The organism is Oculatella sp. LEGE 06141 (genome assembly GCF_015207605.1).
In the GTDB taxonomy this organism is placed as follows: domain Bacteria; phylum Cyanobacteriota; class Cyanobacteriia; order Elainellales; family Elainellaceae; genus Oculatella.
In genome coordinates this window covers 17,507-41,720 of record NZ_JADEWO010000053.1, presented here as the reverse complement: position 1 = coordinate 41,720, position 24,214 = coordinate 17,507, and the positions used below count along the sequence as shown (strand labels likewise).

The 24,214-nt window shown below is 48.7% G+C and carries 13 protein-coding genes; 4 read left to right on the top strand and 9 right to left on the bottom strand.

The features are described from left to right. Positions 1 to 60: 60 nt before the first annotated feature. Complete coding sequence (gene cobJ, locus IQ268_RS25365) at positions 61 to 1,992, bottom strand: precorrin-3B C(17)-methyltransferase (RefSeq protein ID WP_370584702.1); 1,932 nt, start codon at positions 1,990 to 1,992, stop codon at positions 61 to 63. A 294-nt stretch (positions 1,993 to 2,286) separates the two neighbouring features. On the opposite strand from cobJ, the gene IQ268_RS25360 reads away from it, so the two are divergent. The 4 genes from IQ268_RS25360 (at position 2,287) to menD (ending at position 9,468) form a co-directional block, all read left to right on the top strand. Beyond that, entirely contained in the window at positions 2,287 to 3,708 is a 1,422-nt protein-coding gene (locus IQ268_RS25360; RefSeq protein WP_193885084.1) for an isochorismate synthase MenF, read from the top strand. A gap of 414 nt (positions 3,709 to 4,122) precedes the next feature. After that, positions 4,123 to 5,412 (top strand): ATP-binding protein, encoded by a 1,290-nt coding sequence (locus IQ268_RS25355; protein ID WP_193885082.1) that lies wholly within the window; start codon positions 4,123 to 4,125, stop codon positions 5,410 to 5,412. A 14-nt stretch (positions 5,413 to 5,426) separates the two neighbouring features. Then, positions 5,427 to 7,475, top strand: a complete 2,049-nt coding sequence (locus IQ268_RS25350; RefSeq protein ID WP_193885080.1) for a tetratricopeptide repeat protein — start codon at positions 5,427 to 5,429, stop codon at positions 7,473 to 7,475. A gap of 193 nt (positions 7,476 to 7,668) precedes the next feature. Further along, positions 7,669 to 9,468: a 2-succinyl-5-enolpyruvyl-6-hydroxy-3-cyclohexene-1-carboxylic-acid synthase gene (gene menD / locus IQ268_RS25345; protein WP_193885078.1), complete on the top strand. Its 1,800-nt coding sequence runs from the start codon at positions 7,669 to 7,671 to the stop codon at positions 9,466 to 9,468. A gap of 27 nt (positions 9,469 to 9,495) precedes the next feature. On the opposite strand, the gene IQ268_RS25340 is transcribed toward menD, so the two are convergent. From IQ268_RS25340 to IQ268_RS25305, 8 genes are all read right to left on the bottom strand, one after another. Further along, positions 9,496 to 14,832, bottom strand: a complete 5,337-nt coding sequence (locus tag IQ268_RS25340; RefSeq protein WP_193885076.1) for a response regulator — start codon at positions 14,830 to 14,832, stop codon at positions 9,496 to 9,498. A 39-nt stretch (positions 14,833 to 14,871) separates the two neighbouring features. Further along, positions 14,872 to 17,340, bottom strand: coding sequence for a methyl-accepting chemotaxis protein (locus IQ268_RS25335; protein WP_193885074.1), 2,469 nt, complete (start codon positions 17,338 to 17,340; stop codon positions 14,872 to 14,874). A 124-nt stretch (positions 17,341 to 17,464) separates the two neighbouring features. Then, entirely contained in the window at positions 17,465 to 20,572 is a 3,108-nt protein-coding gene (locus IQ268_RS25330; protein ID WP_193885071.1) for a cache domain-containing protein, read from the bottom strand. A 19-nt stretch (positions 20,573 to 20,591) separates the two neighbouring features. Further along, the gene (locus IQ268_RS25325; protein ID WP_193885069.1) at positions 20,592 to 21,077 is read right to left on the bottom strand and encodes a chemotaxis protein CheW; all 486 of its coding nucleotides are present in this window, start codon (positions 21,075 to 21,077) and stop codon (positions 20,592 to 20,594) included. 7 nt (positions 21,078 to 21,084) lie between these two features. Continuing rightward, positions 21,085 to 21,441 carry a response regulator gene (locus IQ268_RS25320; RefSeq protein ID WP_193885067.1) on the bottom strand — a complete coding sequence of 119 codons (357 nt, stop codon included), beginning with the start codon at positions 21,439 to 21,441 and terminating at the stop codon, positions 21,085 to 21,087. A gap of 8 nt (positions 21,442 to 21,449) precedes the next feature. Continuing rightward, positions 21,450 to 22,691 carry a response regulator gene (locus tag IQ268_RS25315; protein WP_193885064.1) on the bottom strand — a complete coding sequence of 414 codons (1,242 nt, stop codon included), beginning with the start codon at positions 22,689 to 22,691 and terminating at the stop codon, positions 21,450 to 21,452. 835 nt (positions 22,692 to 23,526) lie between these two features. Further along, entirely contained in the window at positions 23,527 to 23,676 is a 150-nt protein-coding gene (locus tag IQ268_RS25310) for a hypothetical protein (protein ID WP_193885062.1), read from the bottom strand. An 83-nt stretch (positions 23,677 to 23,759) separates the two neighbouring features. Next, positions 23,760 to 24,008, bottom strand: coding sequence for a DUF4926 domain-containing protein (locus IQ268_RS25305; protein ID WP_193885059.1), 249 nt, complete (start codon positions 24,006 to 24,008; stop codon positions 23,760 to 23,762). Positions 24,009 to 24,214: the final 206 nt, after the last annotated feature.

Here is a 24,214-nt window from a genome sequence, read left to right as displayed (position 1 = left end):
GGGTGGGATACATCGCGTTGCATTGCAGGAGTGGCAAGGGTTTTGTTGGGTGTCTATCGGCTACAGACGATTGGGTTGAGGTTCAAAACCCAGATAGCCTCGTGGGGTGATCATCCAATCTGCATGGAAGCGGGTGCTTTGGTTGCCGATGATGACGGTTGTCAGCATGTCAATGGGTTCGTCTAGCAGGTTTGCCAGGGTTGTGAGGGTGATCTGTTCGTCGGCGCGGTAGGCGGCACGAACGAGCGCAACGGGTGTATTTGCAGGGCGATGGCTAAGAAAAATTTGTTGGGCGATCGCAATTTGTTGGGTGCGAGATTGCGATCGCGGATTATAGAGTGATGTAACAAAGTCGGCATGGGCGGCTGCATTCAGACGTTTTTCGATCACCTCCCACGGTGTGAGCAGATCGCTGAGGCTGATGGCGCAAAAGTCGTGCATTAATGGTGCACCCACGCGAGAAGCAGCAGCTTGCATCGCTGTAATTCCAGGGAAAACCTGGAGAGCAGGGGTTTTGCCATCCCACTGGAGGGCTTGCAGTTGCTCTAGCACTAGCCCTGCCATGCCGTAAATGCCGCAGTCGCCGGAGGAAATAACGGCGACGGTTAAACCCCACTGCGCCAGGGCGATCGCCCGTTCGGCTCGCTGCCGCTCTTGGGTGATGGGCAATGCTTCGATGATTTGTCCGGGGCGCAGCAGGGGTGCAATCAACTCAATATAGAGTGAATAGCCAATGACTATATCGGCCTGAGCGATCGCAGTTTGAGCCGCAGGTGTCATTTGCGCCAGTTGCCCCGGCCCGGTGCCCACCAGCCACAGGTTGCCGCTGCGTCCAGTAAATTCGTGCTGAGTCTGAGCTATGGCAACGGTTACAGCTCCGGGTTGTCCGTCCATTCGCACAATTTGCTTGGGCACTCGCAGATTAATTGCAGGTGTATCGCGTTGCTCTACCTGGGGCACCTCCAGTCCTGCTGCCAGTAAGGCGGCGGCTTCTGCCACGCTGGGGGTGCCCACTTCTGCCTCCACAACAGTGGATGGCGTAGGAACCGGAACCGAGCGTAAGCGGTCGGCGGGGAAACACCGCAGCGGCAGGTGGCGATCGCGGCAAAATTCCACAAGACCGACTTCATCGGCTTTGAGATCAATGGTGGCAATCCCGGCGATCGCCCCGTCTGCCAGGTGATGCGCCTGTAGCACTCGCTGAACGGCTGTTTCGATCACGAGTTGAGGCGTGCCGCGTTCGCACCCAATGCCAACCCACAGCACGCGAGGATGCCACTGCACCTTTGGAAAATCGGATTCTGGCGAGAATGTTCGCTGAAGTGGGCTAATCCAAACGCGAGCGGCAGGTGGGGTGGCAGCCGGTTGCACGGTTGCCGAATGCTCTGGAAAGCCAAACTCAAACGGATGGCCGCTGGGTAAACTGGACTGCCACAGGGTTGAACCCGCTTCTTGAATCACCTGCACTGTTCCCTGGCGAGCGATCGCGGCACTTACCCCCGTCCAATCACCCGTTCCCCGTTGCCACCCGAACGGCACTCCCAGTACGTCAATTCCCGGCAGTTGCAGATGGTTGGCGCTGCCAGTCAGTACGGCTGTTGCGTTCAGGTATAGGGCGATCGATCGGGTAAGGCGATCGGCTCCGGCCTGGTGCCCACCACACAGGCTGATCACAAACTGCCCTGCTGTATCTACCACCACCACGGCAGGGTCAGAGGATTTGTCGTGCAACAGGGGGGCAATCAGCCGCGTGACGGCTCCGGTCGCCAGGCCAAATACAAGGCTCTGGTGCGTTGTCCACAACTCGGCCAGATGGGCTTTCAGCGGTTGGTTGAACGATTGCAAATTGGCAGAATGGGTAGAGTGAATTTGAGACACGATCGCCTCTGGCACCCATAGCGTCATGGCCTCGGACTGGCAGAGCGACAGGAGGGTTTGGGCTGCGGTTGGTGTTGTGGCAATGGCAGCGATCGGTTGAAACTCTTCGAACAGCAAAGGAAACTCGCACTACTAAACGATTCGTTTACAAGTGTACGACTTGCTCTTCGCTACCTTCAGGGGTCACGGGTGTATTGGTAAATGAGCGGCTTCTGCAATCGCTTATGGGCTGGCTTATTGCAGTGCGTATCAGCTAGGTGAACGAACTGACCCTATTTCTTGTTAAATATATTCATCAAACCGATGCGCTAGTAGCGTTTGGTCTCTGAAATGTGTTACCTGTATGGATGGTCAGTTGCACGATTGTAAGCCAGCAATTTAGCTTTGGAAATCTTGACGTTCGCTTCCATGCCAGTCCTACCCCACTGTGCTAATCCACTGCAAGATCAAAAGACGCTTTATCAATTTCTTCTAGTATGTCAACAGCAATCAATTGAGAAGAATCATCCCCAATTGGTGAGTATTGCTTTAAACATTGATCCGGTTGATCCGCTTGCTGCTTTACATGAATTAGCAAAGCCAGATCAACCGCATTTTTATTTAGAAAATCGTTTGCGTGGAGAAGCGATCGCTGCTCTCTCTTCCGCTAAACTTCTACAAACTGATGGAACTCAGCGGTTTGTCTCTGCCCAACATTTTATTCACAAGTATCATCCTCATTTCATTTCAAATGCTTCAATAAACGGAGCGGTTTCAACACCCCGTTTCTTTTGCAGTTTTACGTTTTTTGATGAACCGTTAGAGCCATGTTCAGTTTTTCCATCGGCTACTGTTTTCTTGCCCCAATGGCAAATTATTCGTCAGCAAAATCAGTGCATTAGCCAGACGAATCTATTCATTCATTCTGAGCTTAATTTAGAGTCTTTAACTGAAACCATTTGGCATCAATTTCAAACTATTCGTCTGGCAAAATATAGTTTGTTGGATTGGCCCGATCGCCTCAGAGATCACCTGAGCAAATGGACTATTACGGATACAAACGATTTTCAATCCGCCGTGGCTGCGGTACTCAGCGAAATTCAGCAACAGCACTACGACAAGCTGGTTTTGGCTCATGCGGTAGATGTAACCTCGCGCTTTCCGTTTCAGCCCCTTCAGTCTCTCCACCATTTGCGCCAGCGACACCCCGACTGTTACGTATTTTCCACCAGCAGTGGGCAAGGGCCTAGCTTTATTGGAGCCAGTCCCGAACGGCTGATTAGCATCAACGACGGGTTGCTAATTACGGATGCTCTGGCCGGTTCAGCTCCGCGCGGTAAAACGCTGGCCGACGATCAGACGTTTGCCCATCGGCTATTTAGCAGCCACAAAGAACGGCACGAACATCAGGTCGTGGTTGATTTTATTACAGAACGATTGGCACAGCTTGGCCTGATACCAGCCTTTGCTTCTACACCGGGATTGCTGCAACTGTCAAACATTCAGCATTTGCATACGCCAATTCAGGCTAAAGTCCCCGCTGATTTGCATCCGTTGGAGATTGTAGCCGAGCTGCACCCTACTCCTGCGGTGGCTGGTCTGCCCAGGGATATTGTCTGTGAGCAAATTCACCACCACGAAACCTTTGGGCGATCGCTTTACGCTGCACCCCTGGGATGGGTGGATGGTCACGGTAATGCTGAATTCATTGTCGGCATTCGCTCTGCTCTCATTTCGGGACATCACGCCCGTCTTTACGCAGGGGCAGGGATTGTAGCGGGTTCGCAACCAGAGCGCGAGTTGGCCGAGGTAAAGCTAAAACTGCAAGCGCTGCTGCAATCATTGGTTTAAGATGCTCTTTGCTGAATCAGTCTTATGGCGAGCGCTGGCAACCGTGCAACATCCTTCTGCGTGTCGCCGAACTGTTTCGGCCTACTGCTGAGTAAGTGCCTTTAACCCGACCAGTTGCGCTCGAACTCTTGACGTTGTTCGGCCAATTCTACTCGAAACTCCTGAAATCCCGTGTTATACCCTCAGTGAGCCGACCGATCTGGTCGATCAAAGTGTCGAGTTTGTCGTGTCTGGTCGGGTTAGTGCTGCTCGTTATATGTTCTTGGTGCGAGCAATCGAAACTGAGAGAGTCAGCAGGTCAATTGTTACATGCGCTTACGGAGTTGAGTATAGTGATTCGTTTCGAATTGAGCGCGCCCCTCCTGATGGAGCAATGTTGGTCAGTATCATAATCAGAAGCAGTGGGGAAGCAATATGGTAGACAAAGCACTTTTAGAACAATTTCGGCAAGCATATCGCGATCTCGAACTGTTTCCGTTGCTCACCGCTGAGCAAATTGAAGCCTTTCGGGTCGACTACAGCGGTGATACGGTGATTAGATTAGAACAGGCAGTTGAGAATGCTCCACCCAATGGCAAGGTAATTTTTGCAGGACATCGTGGTTGTGGCAAATCGACGCTGTTGGCAAAATTTGCTCGGCAGATGATGCAGCAGGGATATTTTGTTGTCTTTTTCTCGATCGCCGATCTGATTGAAATGTCAGCCGTTAACCATGTCAATATTTTGTACACAATCGCCCTTAGCTTGCTCAGCAAAGCCACTGAACGGCAGGTTGCTATTCCCGAGGAGACGCGCAAATCGTTGTTGGATTGGTTCACTACAACGCAAACCGACATTGTAACGAAAGAACTTAAACAAGAGGTTGGAGTGGGGGGCGACTTTTTTAAGCTGTTTACTGCCAAGCTCAAGAATGAGGACACCTTCCGTGAAGAAATTAGAAAAACATATCAAAACAGAATCGGAGATTTGGCCAAGAAAGCTGATGAAATTGCAGGATTCATTCAAGCTGCAACAAAAAAAGAAGTATTAGTTGTAATTGATGACCTGGATAAACTCGATCTAGAACTGGTTGAAAATATTTATAAAGACAACATCAATTCACTGTTTTTGCCCAAATTTCGGATTGTGTTTACAATTCCGATTTCGGCGATCCGCAATAATGACGTGCTGGCCGTGTTGCAATCGATTGGGCCACGAATTCAGTTGATGTCGGTTTCTAAGTTTTACAATAGAGTAGAGAGCCACAAGCCAGATTCTGTGCCACAAGAGAGCAAAGTTGACCTGTTTTTACAGGTGTTGTATAAGCGAATCCCGGATGATTTGATCGAGCCAGCTACTGCTCGAAACGTTGTACTAAAAAGTGGCGGTGTGATTCGAGAATTGGTACGGATTGCTAGGGAATGCTGTAACGAGTGTACATTTTTAATTCGAACGGAACCCGATCGACAGGATATCAAAATCAATGATGATGTGTTGACGGCAGCCCTCAAGAATTTGCGGAACGAATTTGCCCGTCCGTTGGGCATGAACCTCTACAATCTGCTAGCAGAAACCTACAAAAATTTAAAGCCTGCCGATGCCAAAAGTCCAGAGTTTTTGTCGCTACTGCACGGACTGTATGTGTTGGAATATGAAAATGATGATTTGTGGTATGACATTCATCCAATTGTGGTGGATTTGCTCAAGCGCGAGAACCTAATTTAAAGGTGGAATGACCTATGCAAGCGGTTGATGCTGAACCCGACAACTGGCGGAATTATCAGAAACTGATGGCTGCACTGGAGTCCAGTGAAGGCATTCTGAATTTGCTGATTGCCGTTTGCGACGATCGCAACTTACGAGAAGACTTAATTCAACAGTATGAGGCAGAGTTACAACAGCAGGGTATTCGTCCCTATCGGGTACGGTTGCCGTGGCAACAACCCAGCTTGCGGTCAACGCTACTGCAACTGGTGCAAAGCGATGACTATTTGCAGCAGGGCTATCCAGCAGCGATTACGGTGTTGGGTATAGATGACCTGATTACTGTGAAGCTAGATGCCGAACGATCAGAACAGGAACGTTTTTTCTTTTCGCTGCAATGGACGCGAGAATCACTACGAGAGTTTCGCTATCCCATTGTGCTGTGGCTTACCAATCCGGTGTTGGTGCGAATGGCGCAACGGGCACCCGATTTTTGGAGCTGGCGCGGTGGTGTGTTTTGGTTCACAGGACAGGTCAAGGCCAACGAACCCGTCGCCGCGATGCCATTGCCGACTTTCTCAATCACCAGTAGAGCGGATAGCGATGGTCTGCCACTGGAGGAGTTGAAGCAACTGATTGCCACCACCGAAGCGGAGCAGGGCAGCAATGCTCCCATTTTGGCGACGCTTTACGACAGTTTAGGGCGAACCTATGCAAGTCGATGGCTCAAAGGTCAAGCGATCGATCACCCTCAAGAACGTCAGCTCGGTATTCAAGCCCTTGAGAAAGCCATCGCGTTACAAACAGAACTGGGGTTAGAAGCCGATTTGGTTTCTAGCTTTGAGCGCTTAGGTGATTTGTACTTCAGGCTGAGAGATAATGTATCTAAGGCACTTGAACTGTATCAGCACGCTTATGATCTAGCCAAGAAGTTGGGCGATCGGCTGGGAGAAGCCCATGCTCTCAAAGCAATCGGCGATGTCTTAGAATTCCTTGATCGGCGTAGCGAGGCACTTGACAACTATGAGCAGGCGTTGAACTTCTATTGTGAGTTGGGTGATCGCCTGGGAGAAGCCTATACTCTTTTGGCGATCGGCGATGTCTTGCGATTCCTGAGACGAAGTGGCGAGGCATTGGCTAACTACGAACAGGCGCTGAGCCTCTATCGCGAGTTGGGCGATCGACTGGGAGAAGCTCATACCCTGAAAGAGATCGGCGGTGTCTTGCGATTCCTTGCTCGTCATACTGAGGCACTGGCCAACTATGAACAGGCGCTGAGCCTTTATCGCGAGTTGGGCGATCGACTGGGAGAAGCTCATACCCTAGCTGCGATCGGCGATATCTTGCGATTCCTTGCTCGTCATACTGAGGCGTTGGCTAACTATGAACAGGCGCTGAGCCTCTATCGCGAGATCAACTCTCGGTTTGATGAAGCCCATACCCTGCTGGCGATCGGCGATGTCTTGCAACGCCTAAAACGAAGTAATGAGGCGTTGGCCAACTATGAACAGGCGCTGAATCTTTATCGCGAGATCAACTCTCGACTGGGAGAAGCCAATACCTTGGCTGCGATTGGCGATGTCTTGCGATTCCTTAACCGAAATAGTAAGGCACTTTCTAACTATGAGCAGGCGCTGAGCTTCTATCGCGAGGTGGGTGACCGACTGGGAGAAGCCCGTACCTTGAAGGAGATAGGCCAGCTTTACTTTTCTCAAGGACATTATCAGCAGTCTATTGAGCTTTATCAACAGTCGCTAAATATTAGTCATCAAATTGGCGATCGCTACAATGAAGCTGTCACTTTATACATATTGGCGCACGCATTGGTACGAGTCGATCAAAAGTGGGAAGCTGTCAACGCTTATCAAGACGCTCGAAACTTATTCGACAGGCTTGGCTTTCAGAATGATGTCGAGAAGTGTAATGCAGTAATTCTGAACATTGGACAGAAGATTGTGGTTGAGCGTCACACAGCACCTCAAATTGGTGATGATTCCTTGCCCAAAAATCAAAAATGTCGCAGTGGTGGCTTTTTAAGGTGGTTAGTAGCCTGCTGGCAGATCTTTCGTCGTTGGTTCAGGTGACAGTAACTGAGAGACGATGTAGAGCGATCACCCTTTAGACTGGTTGTTGACGTTTGGGACAGAAACTCTCCGCCTTCATCATCAGACCATCAAGAATAATACGAAATCACAGGTGTACCCGGCTGATGGACGTGAGAACGGGCATCGATGCGAGTAAGGTGAGAAGAGGATTGAACCGTACTACTCTCATCGAATGCCGATCGACTTCCGCAACACCAACACCGTTTGGGCTTCTGTTTTAGTTGAAACACTATACCGCCTGGGGTTAACCACTGCCGTCATTTGTCCGGGGTCGCGATCGGCTCCATTGGCGATCGCTTTTGCCCAACATCCTACCGTTGAAGCTATTCCGGTATTGGATGAACGCTGCGCCGCGTTTTTTGCCCTGGGTCTTGCCCGCCAAACCAGACGACCAACCGCCTTGATCTGCACCTCTGGCACAGCCGGGGCAAACTTTTATCCCGCTGTCATTGAAGCCAGAGAAAGCCGCATACCGTTACTGGTCTTGACGGCCGATCGCCCCCCCGAACTGCGTGAGTGTAACGCAGGGCAAACCGTAGATCAACAAAAACTATACGGCAGCTACCCCAACTGGTACAGCGAACTTGCCGTTCCAGCGCTCGATCGGGCGCTGCTGGCGTATCTGCGACAAACGCTGGTTCATGCCTGGGAGCGATCGCAGTACCCTGTACCAGGAGTCGTTCACCTCAACCTTCCCTTCCGCGATCCGCTAATTCCCATACCGCAACCCGCCGCTCAAGCCTTTGCCGCAGACTTTGATTTAGACCATTTTTTTCACCCGGATATCAAACAGGCGGAACCTCGGTCTGCTGCTGTTCCTGATATAGCGGCATTCATTGCCCGTTTGAAGTCTCATAGCCCTTCGGGTAGCCCTGGTGACGGCATCATCATTGCCGGAGTAGCGCAACCCCGATCGCCCAGGGAGTATTGTGACGCGATCGCCTATCTTGCCAAAACCCTTGGCTTTCCGGTCTTAGCAGAAGGACTCTCGCCCGTTCGCAATTATGTTGAGCTGAATCCTTATATCATTACCACCTATGACCCACTGCTGCGCCATGCCGAAACGGCTGAACGGCTGGCTCCCAAATTGCTGATCCGTGTTGGTGAAATGCCAACCAGCAAGGAACTGCGGCAATGGTTAACCCACACACAGCCATTGCAGTGGATCATTGACGAGGGCGATCGCAATCTTGATCCGCTGTCATTAAAAACCGTTCATTGGCGATTGTCCATTGAGCAATTAGCGGCCGCATTGCAAAGCCATTTAAGCCATCAAGACCCGCCGTTTCTGCGTCCGCCTATCTCCACGGCCTATCTGGATGATTGGCTGACGGTTAATGCCACCATCAGACAACGTATGGATACTCAATTCCACAACACAGAGCGCTTATTTGAAGGGAAAGTGGTCTGGATGCTCTCACAATGCTTACCAGCCCAAACGCCCTTATTCATTGCCAACAGCACGCCAGTACGGGATATGGAATGGTTTTGGCAACCGGGCGATCGCCAAATTCAACCCTTTGTTAATCGTGGCGCAAACGGCATTGATGGCACACTGTCTACAGCCTTGGGACTGGCACACCGCAACCAGAGCAGCGTTTTACTTACGGGCGATTTAGCCTTGCTGCATGATACGAACGGTTTTTTGCTACGACACCATTTTCAAGGACATTTAACCATTGTGTTAATGAATAACAATGGAGGCGGCATCTTTGAACTGTTGCCGATCGCCCAATTTGATCCGCCGTTTGAGGAGTATTTTGCAACTCCACAATTCATTGATTTTGCCCAATTGTGTACAACCTACGGCGTTGAACATATCCGCATTCAATCGTGGCAAGAGTTAGCTCAACGGCTAAATCCCCTTCCGGTGAGTGGTATTCGCGTGTTGGAAATAGTGAGCGATCGCAAAATAGATGCACAGATGCGGCTGGAGATCTTAAATGAGATCTCCAGCCGCGACCGTCAATAATTCTGCTCGACTCGCAACGTCCAACCGTTAATGAACCGCTAAACTAAGCAGTGAGGTTACTCTATTGAGCAATTCTACACTCGAAAACCCTTTGGTTAGATAATCCGTTGCCCCCAACCGTTTGGCTTCATTAGACCATTCTTCTGATAACCGCGACGAAATGACAAGGATAGGGATACTAAGTCCAGATTGTCGGCAATGGTTAACCAGCGTAAAGCCGTCCATATTGGGCATTTCAATGTCTGTAATGACTAGATGAGGATTGGGATGATCTTGTAGCCAGTTCCAGGCATCTCGTCCATCCACACAGGTATGGGTAACATAACCGGAGGCATTAAGAGTGGCTTCCAACCGCCGCCGCATGAGTGCGGCATCATCAACAATTAAAATGGTTGGAGCAATACTGCGTTCCTCCAAAAAGTTCTCTGGAGGCTCTGGCTCTAGTGGGTCATGAGGCGCTGCTGCGATCGCTCTAGCAGGATCAGACAATACCCATTTTACTAAAGCACGAGATTCCAACACTGGAGTTAAAGCACCGTTCGTTTGCAGATTAACACCAATTAATCCCTCTGGTGCAATTAATGGTGCTGGCAATGGGCTGATGAGCAGGTCAGTTTGTTCTAACAGTTCGTCGGCCAGTAGCCAAACGCCCTGCCGCATGTCTTGATCGTCCACATAAATGCAAATCGTTGTTTCTACCACCGGACGACGAATAGAACGACATTGCCAATACTCCAATACATCTAACGCCGGTATTGGTTTGGTTTCCTGAATCGTCCATGAGTAAACACAATCAGGATCATTCACCGGGGTTGCCGTTAGATTGCTAAACAGGTTAATTGTTTTAACATCATCAACCGGAAGGGCAAAGGTGTGGTCGCCCGATCGCACCACAAGACAGGAAACGAGCAAACGAGGCACCGGAAAGTGGAAGGAAAAAATGGTTCCTTTACCAATACTGGTGTAGAGGTTAAGCCGTCCTCCCAGGCGAGCCACCTGAGCGGCCACCACATCCATGCCGATTCCCCGCCCAGACAAATCATTAACATTGGTTTCAGAACTAAAGCCCGGTTGGCAAATGACAGCCAGCAAGTCGGCAGAGGTCTGTGTACTGGTTAGCGGTAACCCCAGGTTGGTTGCTCTCGCTTGAATGAGTTCAGCCTCAATACCCCGACCATCATCACTAAACTCAAGCAGAAAGGCATTGCCCTGTCGCCGTAAGGACAATGCGATCGTACCTTGCTCTGGCTTTCCCTGAGCCACTCGCTCAGCGGCAGTCTCCAACCCGTGACCGTACGCATTGCGAATTAGATGAAGTATCGCAGGTTCCAGATCTCGTACAATACGAACATCAAGCTCAGTTTTTTCGCCTTGAATCACCAGTTGCGCTGGTTTGCCATAGCGGGTAATTAAGTCGCGAAGTACAGCCTTGGCTCGAAACATTAAACTCTGAAACGGCACAAGACGGCTATCTTCAACCGTGTTTTGTAGTTTAAGAATATTGTTATCAAGGCTACGTAAATTATCCCCAACTTGTTGAGTTGTCCTTCCGGCTTCTGCTCCAACTTCAGACAAGCGCAGATTTGTTTCTAACAGGCGATTAATGACCGTATATCCCTGACGATAGCGTTCCGGGCTGGGACCTTGCGAGGCAATCTGTGCATCGTTCTTCAACTGATCCAAAAGAGCATAGTCATCTTGAATCTGTCGTAGATGAGCAATGTATTGAACGCCCTCCTGAGCAAGCGCTACAAGTTGGGCAACTTGAGTTTGCAGCGTTTGATAAAAGCCTTGAGCGGTACGAAGCGCCAGCAGGGTTTCTACTAAATGTTGAGAGGATTGATTGAGCTTGTCTAAAGGAACCGGAATCTGCACCTTCTCGATATCGGACACAGAATTTGGTTTTGGTGAACTGACGTTTGCCAGAACAGGAGCCGCCAAACTATCTGGAACCCTGTTTAGGCTAAAAGGCAATTCCTGCGTGTGGTGTGGCAGAGCAGCATCTCCATTGGGAGGAGTGGATTGTTTTAACCAGCTTTGGTCGCTCAAATCCACGGTCTGCTTTTCCTGACTCTCCGATGCAAGAGGGGAAACAACTGCTTCAAGATCAACCAATTCTTCGTCCTGAACGTGTTCCTCTAGCTCATGTTCCTCTGACTCGTATTCTTCCTCATGTTCATCAAAGAAGCTAGCCGCTTCTGCCAACTCTGCCAGTTCTGCTAGTTCTGGTGATTCTATTAGTTCTGGTAATTCTATTAGTTCGGGTGATTCTGTTAATTCTGCTGATTCTGTATGATGGGGTTCCTCGGCCTCATATTCTGCTTCACGTTCATCAAAGAAACTAATCGTTTCTGTTAATTCTGCTGGTTCTGTATGATGGGGTTCCTCGGCCTCGTATTCTGCTTCACGTTCATCAAAGAAACTAATCGTTTCTGCTAACTCTGCCAGCTCTGTTGGTTCTGTATGATGGGGTTCCTCGGCCTCGTATTCTGCTTCACGTTCATCAAAGAAGCTAACCGTTTCTGCTAACTCTGCCAGCTCTGTTGGTTCTGGTGATTCTATTGGTTCTGATGACTCTATCTGCTCGTGTTCCTCGGCCTCGTATTCTGCCTCATGTTCATCAAAGAAGCTAACCGTTTCTGCTAACTCTGCTAGTTCTGGTGATTCTATTGGTTCTGATGACTCTATCTGCTCGTGTTCCTCGGCCTCATATTCTGTCTCATATTCATCAAAGAAGCTAACCGTTTCTGCCAACTCTGCCAGCTCTGTTGGTTCTGGTGATTCTATTGGTTCTGATGACTCTATCTGCTCGTGTTCCTCGGCCTCGTATTCTGCCTCATGTTCATCAAAGAAGCTAACCGTTTCTGCTAACTCTGCTAGTTCTGTTAGTTCTACTGATTCTGTTGGTTCTGATGACTCTATCTGCTCGTGTTCCTCGGCCTCGTATTCTGCTTCACTTTCATCAAAGAAGCTAACCGTTTCTGCTAACTCTGCTAGTTCTGTTAGTTCTACTGATTCTGTTAGTTCTACTGACTCTACTGATTCTGTATGATGGGGTTCCTCGGCCTCATATTCTGCTTCACTTTCATCAAAGAAGCTAACCGTTTCTGCTAACTCTGTTAGTTCTGGTGATTCTGTTTGATGGGGTTCCTCGGCTCCGAATTCTGCTTCACGTTCATCAAAGAAGCTAACCGTTTCTGCCAACTCTGCCAGCTCTGTTAGTTCTGCTGATTCTGTTAGTTCTGATGACTCTATCTGCTCGTGTTCTTCGGCCTCGTATTCTGCTTCATGTTCATCAAAGAAACTAATCGTTTCTGCCAGTTCTGCCAGTTCTGTTAGTTCTGGTGATTCTGTTAGTTCTACTGATTCTGTTTGATGGTGTTCTTTGGCCTCATGTTCATCAAAGAAGCTAACCGTTTCTACCAATTCTGCTAGTTCTGGTGACTCTATCTGCTCGTGTTCTTTGGTTTCGTATTCTGCTTCATGTTCATCAAAGAAACTAATCGTTTCTGCCAGTTCTGCCAGTTCTGCCAGTTCTGTTAGTTCTGCTGATTCTGTTAATTCTAGTGACTCTATCTGCTCGTGTTCTTTGGTTTCGTATTGTGCCTCACGTTCATCAGAGAAACCAACCGTTTCTGCTAACTCTGCTAACTCTGCTAACTCTGCTAATTCTGCCAGTTCTGCTAGTTTTGTTTGATCGTGTTCGTCAGACTCGAATTCTGCTTCACGTTCATCAAATGAACTAACCGTTTCTGTCAGCTCTACCAATTCTTCTGGTTCTGTTAATTCTGCTGGTTCTGTTAATTCTGTTTGCTGGTATTCTTCGGCCTCATATTCTGCTTCATGTTCATCAAAGAAACTAATTGCTTCTGCCAGTTCTGCCAGTTCTGTTAGTTCTACTAATTCTATCTGCTCGTGTTCGTCAGACTCGAATTCTGCTTCACGTTCATCAGAGAAACTAACCGTTTCTGCTAGTTCTGTTAATTCTGCTGATTCTGCTGATTCTGTCGGATGGTGTTCTTCGGCCTCATGTTCATCAAAGAAACTAATCGTTTCTGCTAGTTCTGTTAATTCTGCTGATTCTGTTGGATGGTGTTCTTCGGCCTCATGTTCATCAAAGAAACTAATCGTTTCTGCTAGTTCTGCTGATTCTATTGGGTCATCCCAGATAGACGAGAGATCCAGACCTTCAATTTCAAATCCTGCTGAAGCTGGCTGATTCAATTCCTCTAAGAACGCACCTTCCTTAAAGATTTCTTCCTGGACAAAATCATCTGACCAAATATCATCCGGTTCAAATTCAACGAAGGATTCAACAGCAGGCTCAGAGGCTATTAACGGTTGGTCTGGGGCTAATGGCTCAGTGGCGATCGCCTCTACATCATCATCTGGATCATCCAACCAGACATCAAATTGCTCCTGTTCAATGAATAAGGGAGCGGCAGAAATAGAGGGATCTAACGATAGCGCATCTAATTGCTCAATCCCCATATCCGACAGAATACTCAAAGCATCTTGAATCTCCAGAGCCGCTTTCTGCTCCTCATCGTATTGCTGGCTGGGGTCTTCATCGGTTAGATCAAAGGATTGGAAAGCAAAGAAAACAGGACTACCATTCCGCTGGGCACAACTTTTGAGCGCCTGAAATAACCGAATCCACTGCGATCGCCACACAGCATTTTCGGGGTGGGTAAACAACTGCTGTGCCTGGTTCAGCAGGTCTTCCCAACCAGAGGCAAACCCCAACTCTTGGCCAATCTGTTGGAGTTGAGTTAGAGTCTGTCGGGCTTCAATGATCGTGGTAGCCGGTACGCTCCCAGTACGGGGCAGCCGTTCCAGAGCAATTTCTAGCTCCAGCACCACCAAATCAAGCCCTTGTTCTGCAAACTCCTTTTGAATTTGTCGTTGTTCATTCCATTGCGGCAGGTATCGCTCACGAATCTCTTGATGAATGGCGCGAATGCGGCTGAGAATAGGTTCAACATCAGCCGTTGGCTGGAAGCTTAGCGTTCCACTCAACAGTTCTCCTGCTTCTAGCAGAGCTAAATTCAAATACTGATCGGTTGTGGGTGGAGGCAGGTCTAGAAAGCGCAAATCAGACAGGACATCTTCTAACGCACTGGCACAATACAACATGGGTTCAGCCGCAACAGTAACAGCACCCCCCTTAATTGTGTGAACACAACGATAGAGTTCCTGAATATCGGCCTTCCAGGAGTGCGGGCAGAGCTGCTGAACAATATCGCTATATCTTTGCAGGTAGGTCTGCGTATCCAGGATAAACAGGCCAGATAGCTCTTGTTGCAGTTGAGCATCAGCGATCGCCTCTACTCCATTAGCTGGATCAATTTCTGGACTCGACATAATCAGAGATTCAAAGACAGCATTGAACGAACCGAGAGGCTAATCATCAGGCTGGCTAGCCGTGATATCAACCGTAAGATGATGATCTGAGTCAGTAGGAGCCAATCCAGTGGTAGAACTTGGAATCAATGCCAGCACTGGACGGTCGATCAACTCTGGCTTAGGCTGATTTTGAGGCTGTAGCTGAAAGAAATTCACATTTTGCAGCAAGGTTTTGGCTAACTGCTCAATCTGCCTTGCCTGCCGTTGGGTGAGGTCAACCCGGCTGAGCGTTTCATCTGAAATTGTAGAAATTTCCAGAACGGACTGTAATGTGGTTTGAGCCGAACCAGCGATCGCCTGACTCGATTGAGACACTTGCTCTCCCAGTTGCATGACCTGTTCATTAACAGAACGAACAGTGTCAAACGCCTGCTGGGATTGATGTACCCCAGCGGTAAAACTTGTTATTTGATGGCTCATTCCCTGCACATCGTGGCTAAGACCAGACACCACCGTGTGGATTTGATCGGTTCGCTGTTGCAGCATTACCAAACTTTGATTAGTCTGGGTTGCTAGAGTGTTAACCTGAGCGGCGATCGTCTCAAACTCGCGAGTAATAACCGAAAGTTGCGCCGGGTCTTGCTGTGCCGCAGCACGGCTAGCCAGCATCGATGCATTCACCGCCAGAATTCGGGTCATGGCTGCAATCCGCTTTTGGTCTTTGGCAAATTGACCCGCCAGCTCAATGTAGTTGGTCAAAGTATGCGTGCGCTTCACGATTTGATCCATACCTTGCTGCAACACATCAATGCCTTTCGTCATACCAACAATTTCGTGCTGCCCTTGATCGATCGCCACCTGCGCCAATTGCACCGCTTGATTAGTTTGCACTGCTCGTTTGGCTGCATCTTGAGAAAGGAGATTAACGTTTTCCATCAAGTGTTGCACCCGAGCCACCGAGTGAGTTTGCGACTGAGCATTCTCTGCTACTGCGATCGACAATCGTTCCAGATTTCCGGCTCCTCTCACAACCCGTTCCGATGCCGTGGCAATGGTTGCCAAAATCCGTTCCAGCCGTTCAATTAAGCGGTTTAGCGTATCAGCAATGGCTCCAGTGACATGGGGGTTAACCTGTGCAGATACCGTCAAATTGCCATGCTCAACGGCAGACACAACATCAAGAATATCTTCAATTTCAGCCTGTAAAGCTCGGCTCTCTTCCTCAGTTAATGCCGCCTGCTGCAATCGCTCTTCTGCACGAACCAGGTAAGCCACCTCCTGACGAATTCGCTCCTCATTTGCTTTGAGTTGCTTTAACAGGTGAAAGAATGAAGTGGTGACTCGCCCAATCTCATCTTGATTTTGTTGCAATGTCACAATGTCTGCATCTGCCTCGGCCAACCGATTGCATTCATCTAAAATGGGTCGCAGACGGCGATTTAAATATCGCACGGAGAGAGCCACCGTCAACGCGAGCAACACCGCAACGACAAGCGTTCCTACAACTGTAACGACAGCTACACGGTTAAACACCACATCGTAAGGCACAAACGCCACGGCAATCCAGTTACTGCCTGCAACGGGAGCATAGGCCCAATAGCCTTGTTCGCTCTCAACCAAACCAGATCTTGCAGCATTGACTTTAGGCCAGATGGACGCTAAATCAGGAATCGACTGATAGGTTTGCGGTTGATCAACACTCTCCGAACCGGATGGGTTAACGATCACCTCACCGGACTCTGTGAGGAGAGCAATGAACCCATTGTCGTATAGAACCGGAGTTTCAATTGCCGTAGTGAGCGAGGTTCGGTCAATATCCACAAACACCGTTCCCAACCATTTACCCTGACCATCAAAAATGGGAGTGTAATGGGTAGCTTGAACCCGATCGCCAGAGGTATAGGGTTTCGTCCACAGATCCCGTTGAGCTAAAAAGTAGGTTTGATAGCGATCGGTTTCAGGATAAAAACTGCCTGCCTGGTTGCCACTCACAAATCGAATCGTATCATTGGGTGCTGCCAGCAACTGACCAGCCTCCTCAGACTCACCTGAATCGGTATGGAAGTATGAGAAGAACCACGGTTCTGCGGGTAAAACCCCATTCAGGCTTTGACCAAACCCCAAACCCATGACAAAGTCAGGTCTGGATTTAAACAGCTCTAACGTGAGCCGATGAAACGTGTCTGGCGTTTGTGCTTTACGAACATGCAGGGTTAAAAGGCTCGCTTGCAGCGATTTTGCTAAAAGTTCAGCTTGCCCCAGGGTATTTTCAACCACATGAACTCTATCAGTTAGCGTCTGCTGAATCTCTTGCTCAGCCTGAAATTTCACAATTTCGCCAAAGAGAAATGCAATACCAACAATTCCGACCAACGCCGACCCCATGATTGGGATAAACAATTTAGTGCCGATGGAACCACGCCGCAATTGATTAACGACCGGATTGTACAGCACTCTGGTTGTAAAACGAGAGGCACCAAATGGTGTGGGACGAGCTTTAGAGGGCTTGGAGGAGGTAAATTGCATAGATTCAATCGAAGTGGATATAGATCAGGAGAAGCAAGCGATCGCAGCACAAACGCACCTTTAGCACCCAAAACCTGTTCATTTCTTAAACCAAATCAGCCAGCACTAACCAGGCTCAATGCCGTCATTGAAACAGAGATGGCGTTGGTGAGAATGGAAATTCCATAGAGGCACCGTTCAACCCATGATTTAATTCGTCGTCTGGTTCATTATTCAATTCATTACCTGGTTCATCATCTATATCAATTGGTTCATCACTCAATTCATCATCCAATTCATCACTCAATTCATCATCCAATTCATCACTCAATTTGCCATTTAGCTCATTCCTTGGCTTCACATCGAGCGTAATTGTTTCAGTTAGAGAGAGATCCACTCGTTCTTGCGGCACTAGCAACGACGCATGGGCAGATGGTACCTGGAAGAACTGCACACTTTGAAGGAGTTGAGTCGATAAAACATCAATTCGATCCGATTGCATTTGAGAGGTTTGAGTCAGGTCGGCGGTTTTAGCAGCAAGCCCTGCAATATCCTGCATCACCTGTGCTGTGGCTTCAGCCGCTTTAACAATCCGCTGGTTAAAATGCGCCACCGATCGCCCCGCTTGCACAGCTTCACCTGTCACAGTCTGCACTCGGCTAAACACCTGGCTAGATTGTTCAACCCCTTGCGTAAACTGGCTGACCAACTTACCCATGCTTTGCACATCGGCATCTACAGATGAAACTACGCTGTGAATTTGGGCACTACTTTGTTCGAGAGCCGTTAATCCTTCATTGGTTTGCTGAGCCAACTTGTTTACCTGTTCAGCAATGGAATCAAACTCGCGGGCTACCACAATAAACTGTCTGGGATCACGCTGTTCAGACGCTCTTGCCGCCACCAATGAAGCATTCAGCGCCAAGGTTTGGGTAATAAAAGCAATCTGGCTTTGATCTTGGACAAATTGATCGGCTAATCCCACAAACTCTCCCAGGGTCTTCATCCGCTGTACCATGCGGTTTGTGCCGTCCTGTAACACGTTAATTCCCTGTATCAACTCGGCGATCGCCTCTTGTCCAGAAGCCACGGTTTTAGATACTGTCTGCAACGACTTGCTAGATAGATTCACTTTCTCAACCGATCCTCGGGCAGATTGCTCGACCTGCTTGGTCAACTGTATGACCTGATTTACCCCCTCAGATTGCTGCTGAGCATTGCTGGCAACCGTCCTCGTCAGTTCTTTTTGCTGATTAGCATTCTGTGACACCTGATGCGCGGCCTCTAACACCTGGTTCAAAACTTGTCCTAACCGCTCAATTAACTGGTTAAAAACATCCGCCAGCACCCCTGTAACGCGATCGCTAACCTGAGCTTGAACCGTTAAGTCGCCCTCTCCTGCCTGCGAAACCACATCCAGCAGATGCCCCACTTCGCTTTGCAACGTCTCGCTTTCTACCGCCAATGAAATTAAACTGGCGATTGAATAGACAAAGGTTTGCTCTCCAGGCTGCCAGACTCGCGTTTCTTCTACCTGATCACACCGGATAATGCCAATGGTGCGATCGCCAATCTGAATCGGCACGATCAAGATAGCCTGTGTGTTGGGTGGTATTAACTTGGCGGCTAACAATTCCTGGCTGGCTGAGTCGGTTTCAACATCATCGATCGCCACCAACGCATCCGCTCTTAAGGAGTGAAAATAGTTGGGCAAGTATGCCGCCTGATATTGGCTTCCGCCAGAGTGCCGTTGCGAACTCTGATCAAACTGATCCAGGCTGGTTAGCTCACTGCGATCGCTATTGTAGAGCCAGACACTCACCCTCTCTATGTTCAGGGTTTTGGCAATTACTTCTGTAAACGTTTTAGCGGCTGCTTTAGTGTTTCCTTGAATTAAGGCTTCATCCCTGGACAGGTTAAACAATACCTCATTCTCTCGCCTGAGCTGAGCTGCATTTTGCCGTAACGTTATCAGCAACATCTGGATCTGATCGGCCATCAGGTTAAGGTTGGCACCCAGAGTTGCCACTTCATCATTGCCGCGAAATGACAGACGAGTCTCAAAATCGCCCTGGCTAAATTGCTCCACGGCGATCGCTGCATCTTCAATGGGTTTAAGTCCCCGGTTGGCAATAATAGCCGCGACAGTGCCCACCACCGCCACACTCAGCAAGCTTCCCAATCCAATTGTTCGGAGGAGGACATTTTGAATGGCAAACGCTTTGTCAAACTCAACTTCGAGCAGCACAGTCCAGCCTGTATCCGGTACATCGTCGAACGCTGGGAGGGGAGCATAGCCAAGGAGTTCCTTCTCGTCATCCAGCGCATCTACCGTTTGCAAGACACCCACCGTACCCGCTTGCCGAACGTCACTTAAACCAGGGAAAATCTCGTCTGCATTTTTGCCAATATGAAGGCTTTCTCCCTCGCTGGCGGCCTCTTCATTCTCAGCCAGTTGTTCAGCCGACGGTGGAGCATCGGCTCCTAACTCTTCTTCCGTTTCATCCGAAGCAAAGATGGTACCGTTGGCATCCACCAGGTGAAACTGAAAGGGTTGTTCTAAGTCTTCCTGCCCTTGCTGTCCCGACTTTAGCGCAGTCACCTCTAGAAATGTTGTCACCGGAATCCGAGTCCGCACCACTCCAATAATGTCATTGCTGTCACTATCCCGTACGGGCGCTGCAAAGAATACAACCTCCTGTCCAGCCGACTCTGAGAAGCGGGGTTGAGAAATGAAGGTTTGCCCCTGGATAGCAGCCTGGAAGTAATCATCATCAGCGTGTGAGCCAAGCGGACTTGCTCCGCCTGAGATTGCAATATCGTCACCGTTGGCATCCAGAAAGGCAACGCTTTCATAGGTTTTCTTAGTTTCAACGAAGTCGTTGAGAAAGGCTTTCATCTCCGCAGTCGATACGGTTGTACGCACCCCCGCGTTTGCAAAGATGGGTTCTTTCGCTAACGTATTGACATCTCTAAACCGATCCGCGAGAAAGTAGCCTAACTCATTGGAAATAATTCGGACTTGAGTTCGTTGCGTGTCTTCAATCCAGGTTGAAACTGTACGGCCAACCGCCACATAGCCAATGGTACCGATCAACAGAACCGGGAGCGTGCCAATGGCCATAGCAACCAGCATGGACTTAAACCGAAGGCTAGACCATATAGAACGCTGAGGAGCCTCAAACTGAGAAGCCACCGGCTCAGAAAGATCGGGCGTGGGGGGTGAGGTAGACCTGGTAAGCGATGTCATCATGGAATTACCTGTAATAAACCTAGTTGATGGCGTTAGACCAACGTTGAGCAGGCTGCCAGTCTTGCTGTGGAATGTCTTCAACGTCAAAGCGACGAATGGTGGGTTGGGCCGTTAGTAGTTCTTCGGCTGAAATATTGCCTACTACTTGCTCAACCACCAGCCCTACCCCTGAAAGGGACTTAACCGATTGGTTCAAACGAATGACTTGCAGGATCTCTTTTGTTACCAGCGGACGAAATACTGGATCGACGTTGTTGGTCAAACTGGCCTGGTAGGAAAACAAAGGAACAATCTCACCGCGATGATGAAACACTCCCAAAATGGTCGAGGTATAGAACGGCAAAGATAACACTTGCGATCGCTCAACCCTAATAATTTCAGCAACCCACTGGGATGGAAAGGCAATCTGCTGTTGGCCTACTTTCGTCAGCAGGTAACGTTCCTGCCACGACGTTGTGGCAGACAGCAAATCTGATTCAACCTCCATTGGTTTTAAACTGTCCATAAGCCCTTCAGATTTTCTGCAACACTTGTTCCAGGCGCTCACGGGTGAGTGGCTTGGCTAAATAATCATTAGCTCCGGTTCGCTTTAGCCCGTAATTGATCTCTACCGTCGTTTTTTTACTGGAATAAAGAACAACATGCTGATTGGCTGTACGGTTATTCGATCGCACTTCTCGAAGAAACTTGTAGCCATCTTTATCGGGCATCACAATGTCTAGAAACACAGAGGAATAGTTTCCGGTTGCCAGTTTTTCCAGGATTCCGGCGGTACTCTCGTAGGCTTCAACTTGATGCCCTAACCGTTCCAATAAAGACGATAAAAAATGGCGATCGACCGCACTGTCATCAACTACTAAAAACTGCATACGTCCTCCTATGCTAGATTGTCGCCAAGCCGATAACTGCGTTCAAATGGCTGAACTGCTTTATCTGCCTGTTGCTGCTTGTGGAGCGGCACCAGTTCGGTCAATATCATCTGTAGCTCCAGTTGAAATTGCGGTACTTCTTCCGGGGTCAAGGGTTTAGAGAGAAACTTGCAGCCACTCCACCGGGCACGCCAGTTATTAGAAAGCGTTTTTTCAGCCGTTAATATAATGAGTGGAACGGAAGCCAGTTCTGGCTGCCGCCGAATTTGCTTAACCAACACAAACCCATTAATGACGGGCATATTGACATCTAGAAAAATAATGCCAGGGTTGCTACAAGTTAGAGTTTGCAGCGCAACAACCGGATTCTCGAAGGAACGCACTGAATATCCCCAACCGCTAACTAACCGCTCAAACTGTTTCAGTAAAAGCGGTGAATCATCTACAACAAAAACGGTAGGAGTTTCAGTCCGAGCAGGAGGCTCCAGAGCAACTAATCCCTGACGAATCAGTTTGGTGAACACCTTGGCAATGTCCAGCGGATCTTGCGCCAGGGTTACTGCAATTTCACTTAAGGGTTGGTTGTCTGATACTAATGACTCTAACCGCTGTCTTTGTGCGGTTGTTAAATTGATATGATCCATGACCTTCATATTCAGGCTTGGAATATGATCCATCGATGGAATGTGAGACTGCAAGCTGTGCCAGGATGTTTGTCGTTCGATCGCTTCCGTTAGCAGTTCTTCGACGCCAAACCCCACAATGGGCACTTGCAGATCTAGCGGGGAAACGGGCAAAAATTGGGCATCGCCTGCTGTATCAAACAAATATTGATCGAAATCAGACAGCAGTTGTAGCCGCAATGCTCTACGCATCTCCTCTGCACTAATCAACTTCTGCTGATGTAAGCTGACCAACAGTTTCCGCAACAGTGCTGGATGCGTGTCCCTGTGGTCTACGCTGAATTGTTTTTCTAAATCTTGAACGGCCTGTTTAACGGTATCGCGACGTAAATGAGAACTATACCGTCGAAACAGTTTCAGAAGGCCATCGCAGGAAAGCGGTTGAGTGCCAGAGCAAACCACGCGTCCCTGAAACACGGTGAGATACCATGTCTCAATTGGATTGGTTTTGCAGGATGAGAACGTACATAGCCAGTATCCAGTCAGTGTTTCCTTGGTTAATTGAACCAGTTTTTGGGGCAACTCCTGCGTTTGAAAGGCAAAACAATAGGATGCCGATATCGTCATAAAACTATCAACAGGTGGAGGGAATATGGCGGACGTTCGCGCCTACTTATAGTTAGGCCGCAGCATTCCTCACTCGGCTGCACGCTATAGCCAGCCTGGGAAGAATGGTCGAAACGGCATAATCACCCTGAATTGAAATCAAACGCTTGCGATTCGCTTGGAGAAAAAGATGCAGTGCGATCGCGTTATTCAAATTGGTCTAATGATTTGCGAGGTTCTAATCAGTCCAAAATCGGAAAACCTCAGACTAATTAGCTTAGTGCACCAATACTCGAAATTAGCAGTACACCCCAGTACTCGAAGTATATATCATACTCTTTAAATCGATATTCACATCAGTAAACACCACTTTTCTTAGGAATCAGCCTTATTCTGCTTTTGCAAACAAGGCAAACTTAAGAGGGAATTCAGAGGGGCTAAGTGATACTAAAGCCGCACCCGCACGGGTACGACGGTTCAAACACCCCTGACCTAACAGCACTTAAAGAATTACATTCAAACAAAAAATATCCAAAAGAGTTACTAATCATCCTTACTCCAGCGACCTGTGTTCGACAGGAGGTTTGCAAAATCTTTAAGATCGGATACTAAACTATCGAGTGCTTACTGCTAAATAGTGCATTAGATTACTGTGAGAGTGGCTAGATCGTGCCAACCTCACGACCGAGTCGCTCACTTGTTCGTTATGCGGCTATAGGGTTCAATTGGTGCTGCCAAACCCAGGTGAAGGAACTTACGACCAACCGAGTCGTCACCTTCGTTTGTTTCCACACCTTAACCAAACTCGTTTTTATTGTCGTTTGCGTAGCTGCTGTAGACTTAGCTATCTTTCCGGTTATTGTTGGATTGTGCCATTCGTGCGCTCTAATCGCTGTGTCCTGTCGTTGTCAATGCGAGGCTGCTCAGGACGAGACTGGCTCATACCCGCTCCAATCGACGGTGTTAAGCTGCTGACAGGCTGTTTTCCTTCAGTGTTGATGGTCAACGGTTCGCTTGAGGGGCTACCAGCGATCTTCGCTATTCACCAAGATTTTTTGGCAGTCCGCTCCAGGCGAATTGTTATGCTGCCTATGCTGTAACCCTTGCAGTTGTTGAATTAGGAGCAATTGGCTCAAAATGTAATACCATAATTTGCTCTGGACGTAGCCCAAGAGACTCATATGTGCGTCCGCTACGATCGCTGAACTCTATTTCAAATGCTGTCCCACCAGCCAAAATCTCAACAACTGTACCTACCTGCCCCCGCCACAAATTGTATTGAGGGAAATCGACTATCAAAGCGACCACATCAAGTAACTTGACTGTATCAGTTGTCATTTCATATCACCTCCAAGAGCTACAGAGGGGCTGAATAACCGTTTTGAGCAGTCTAACAACCTCAAATAGCGTCTGCTGCTACTTCAAATTTAATTGCGGTTAATTGAGTAAACATCACGATCCCAGAGACTATGCCTGGGTCAACTCATTGAAACTATGGAAAAGGGTTACGGGAATACGTAAGGGCTCTCAGCCTTGATGTGTTG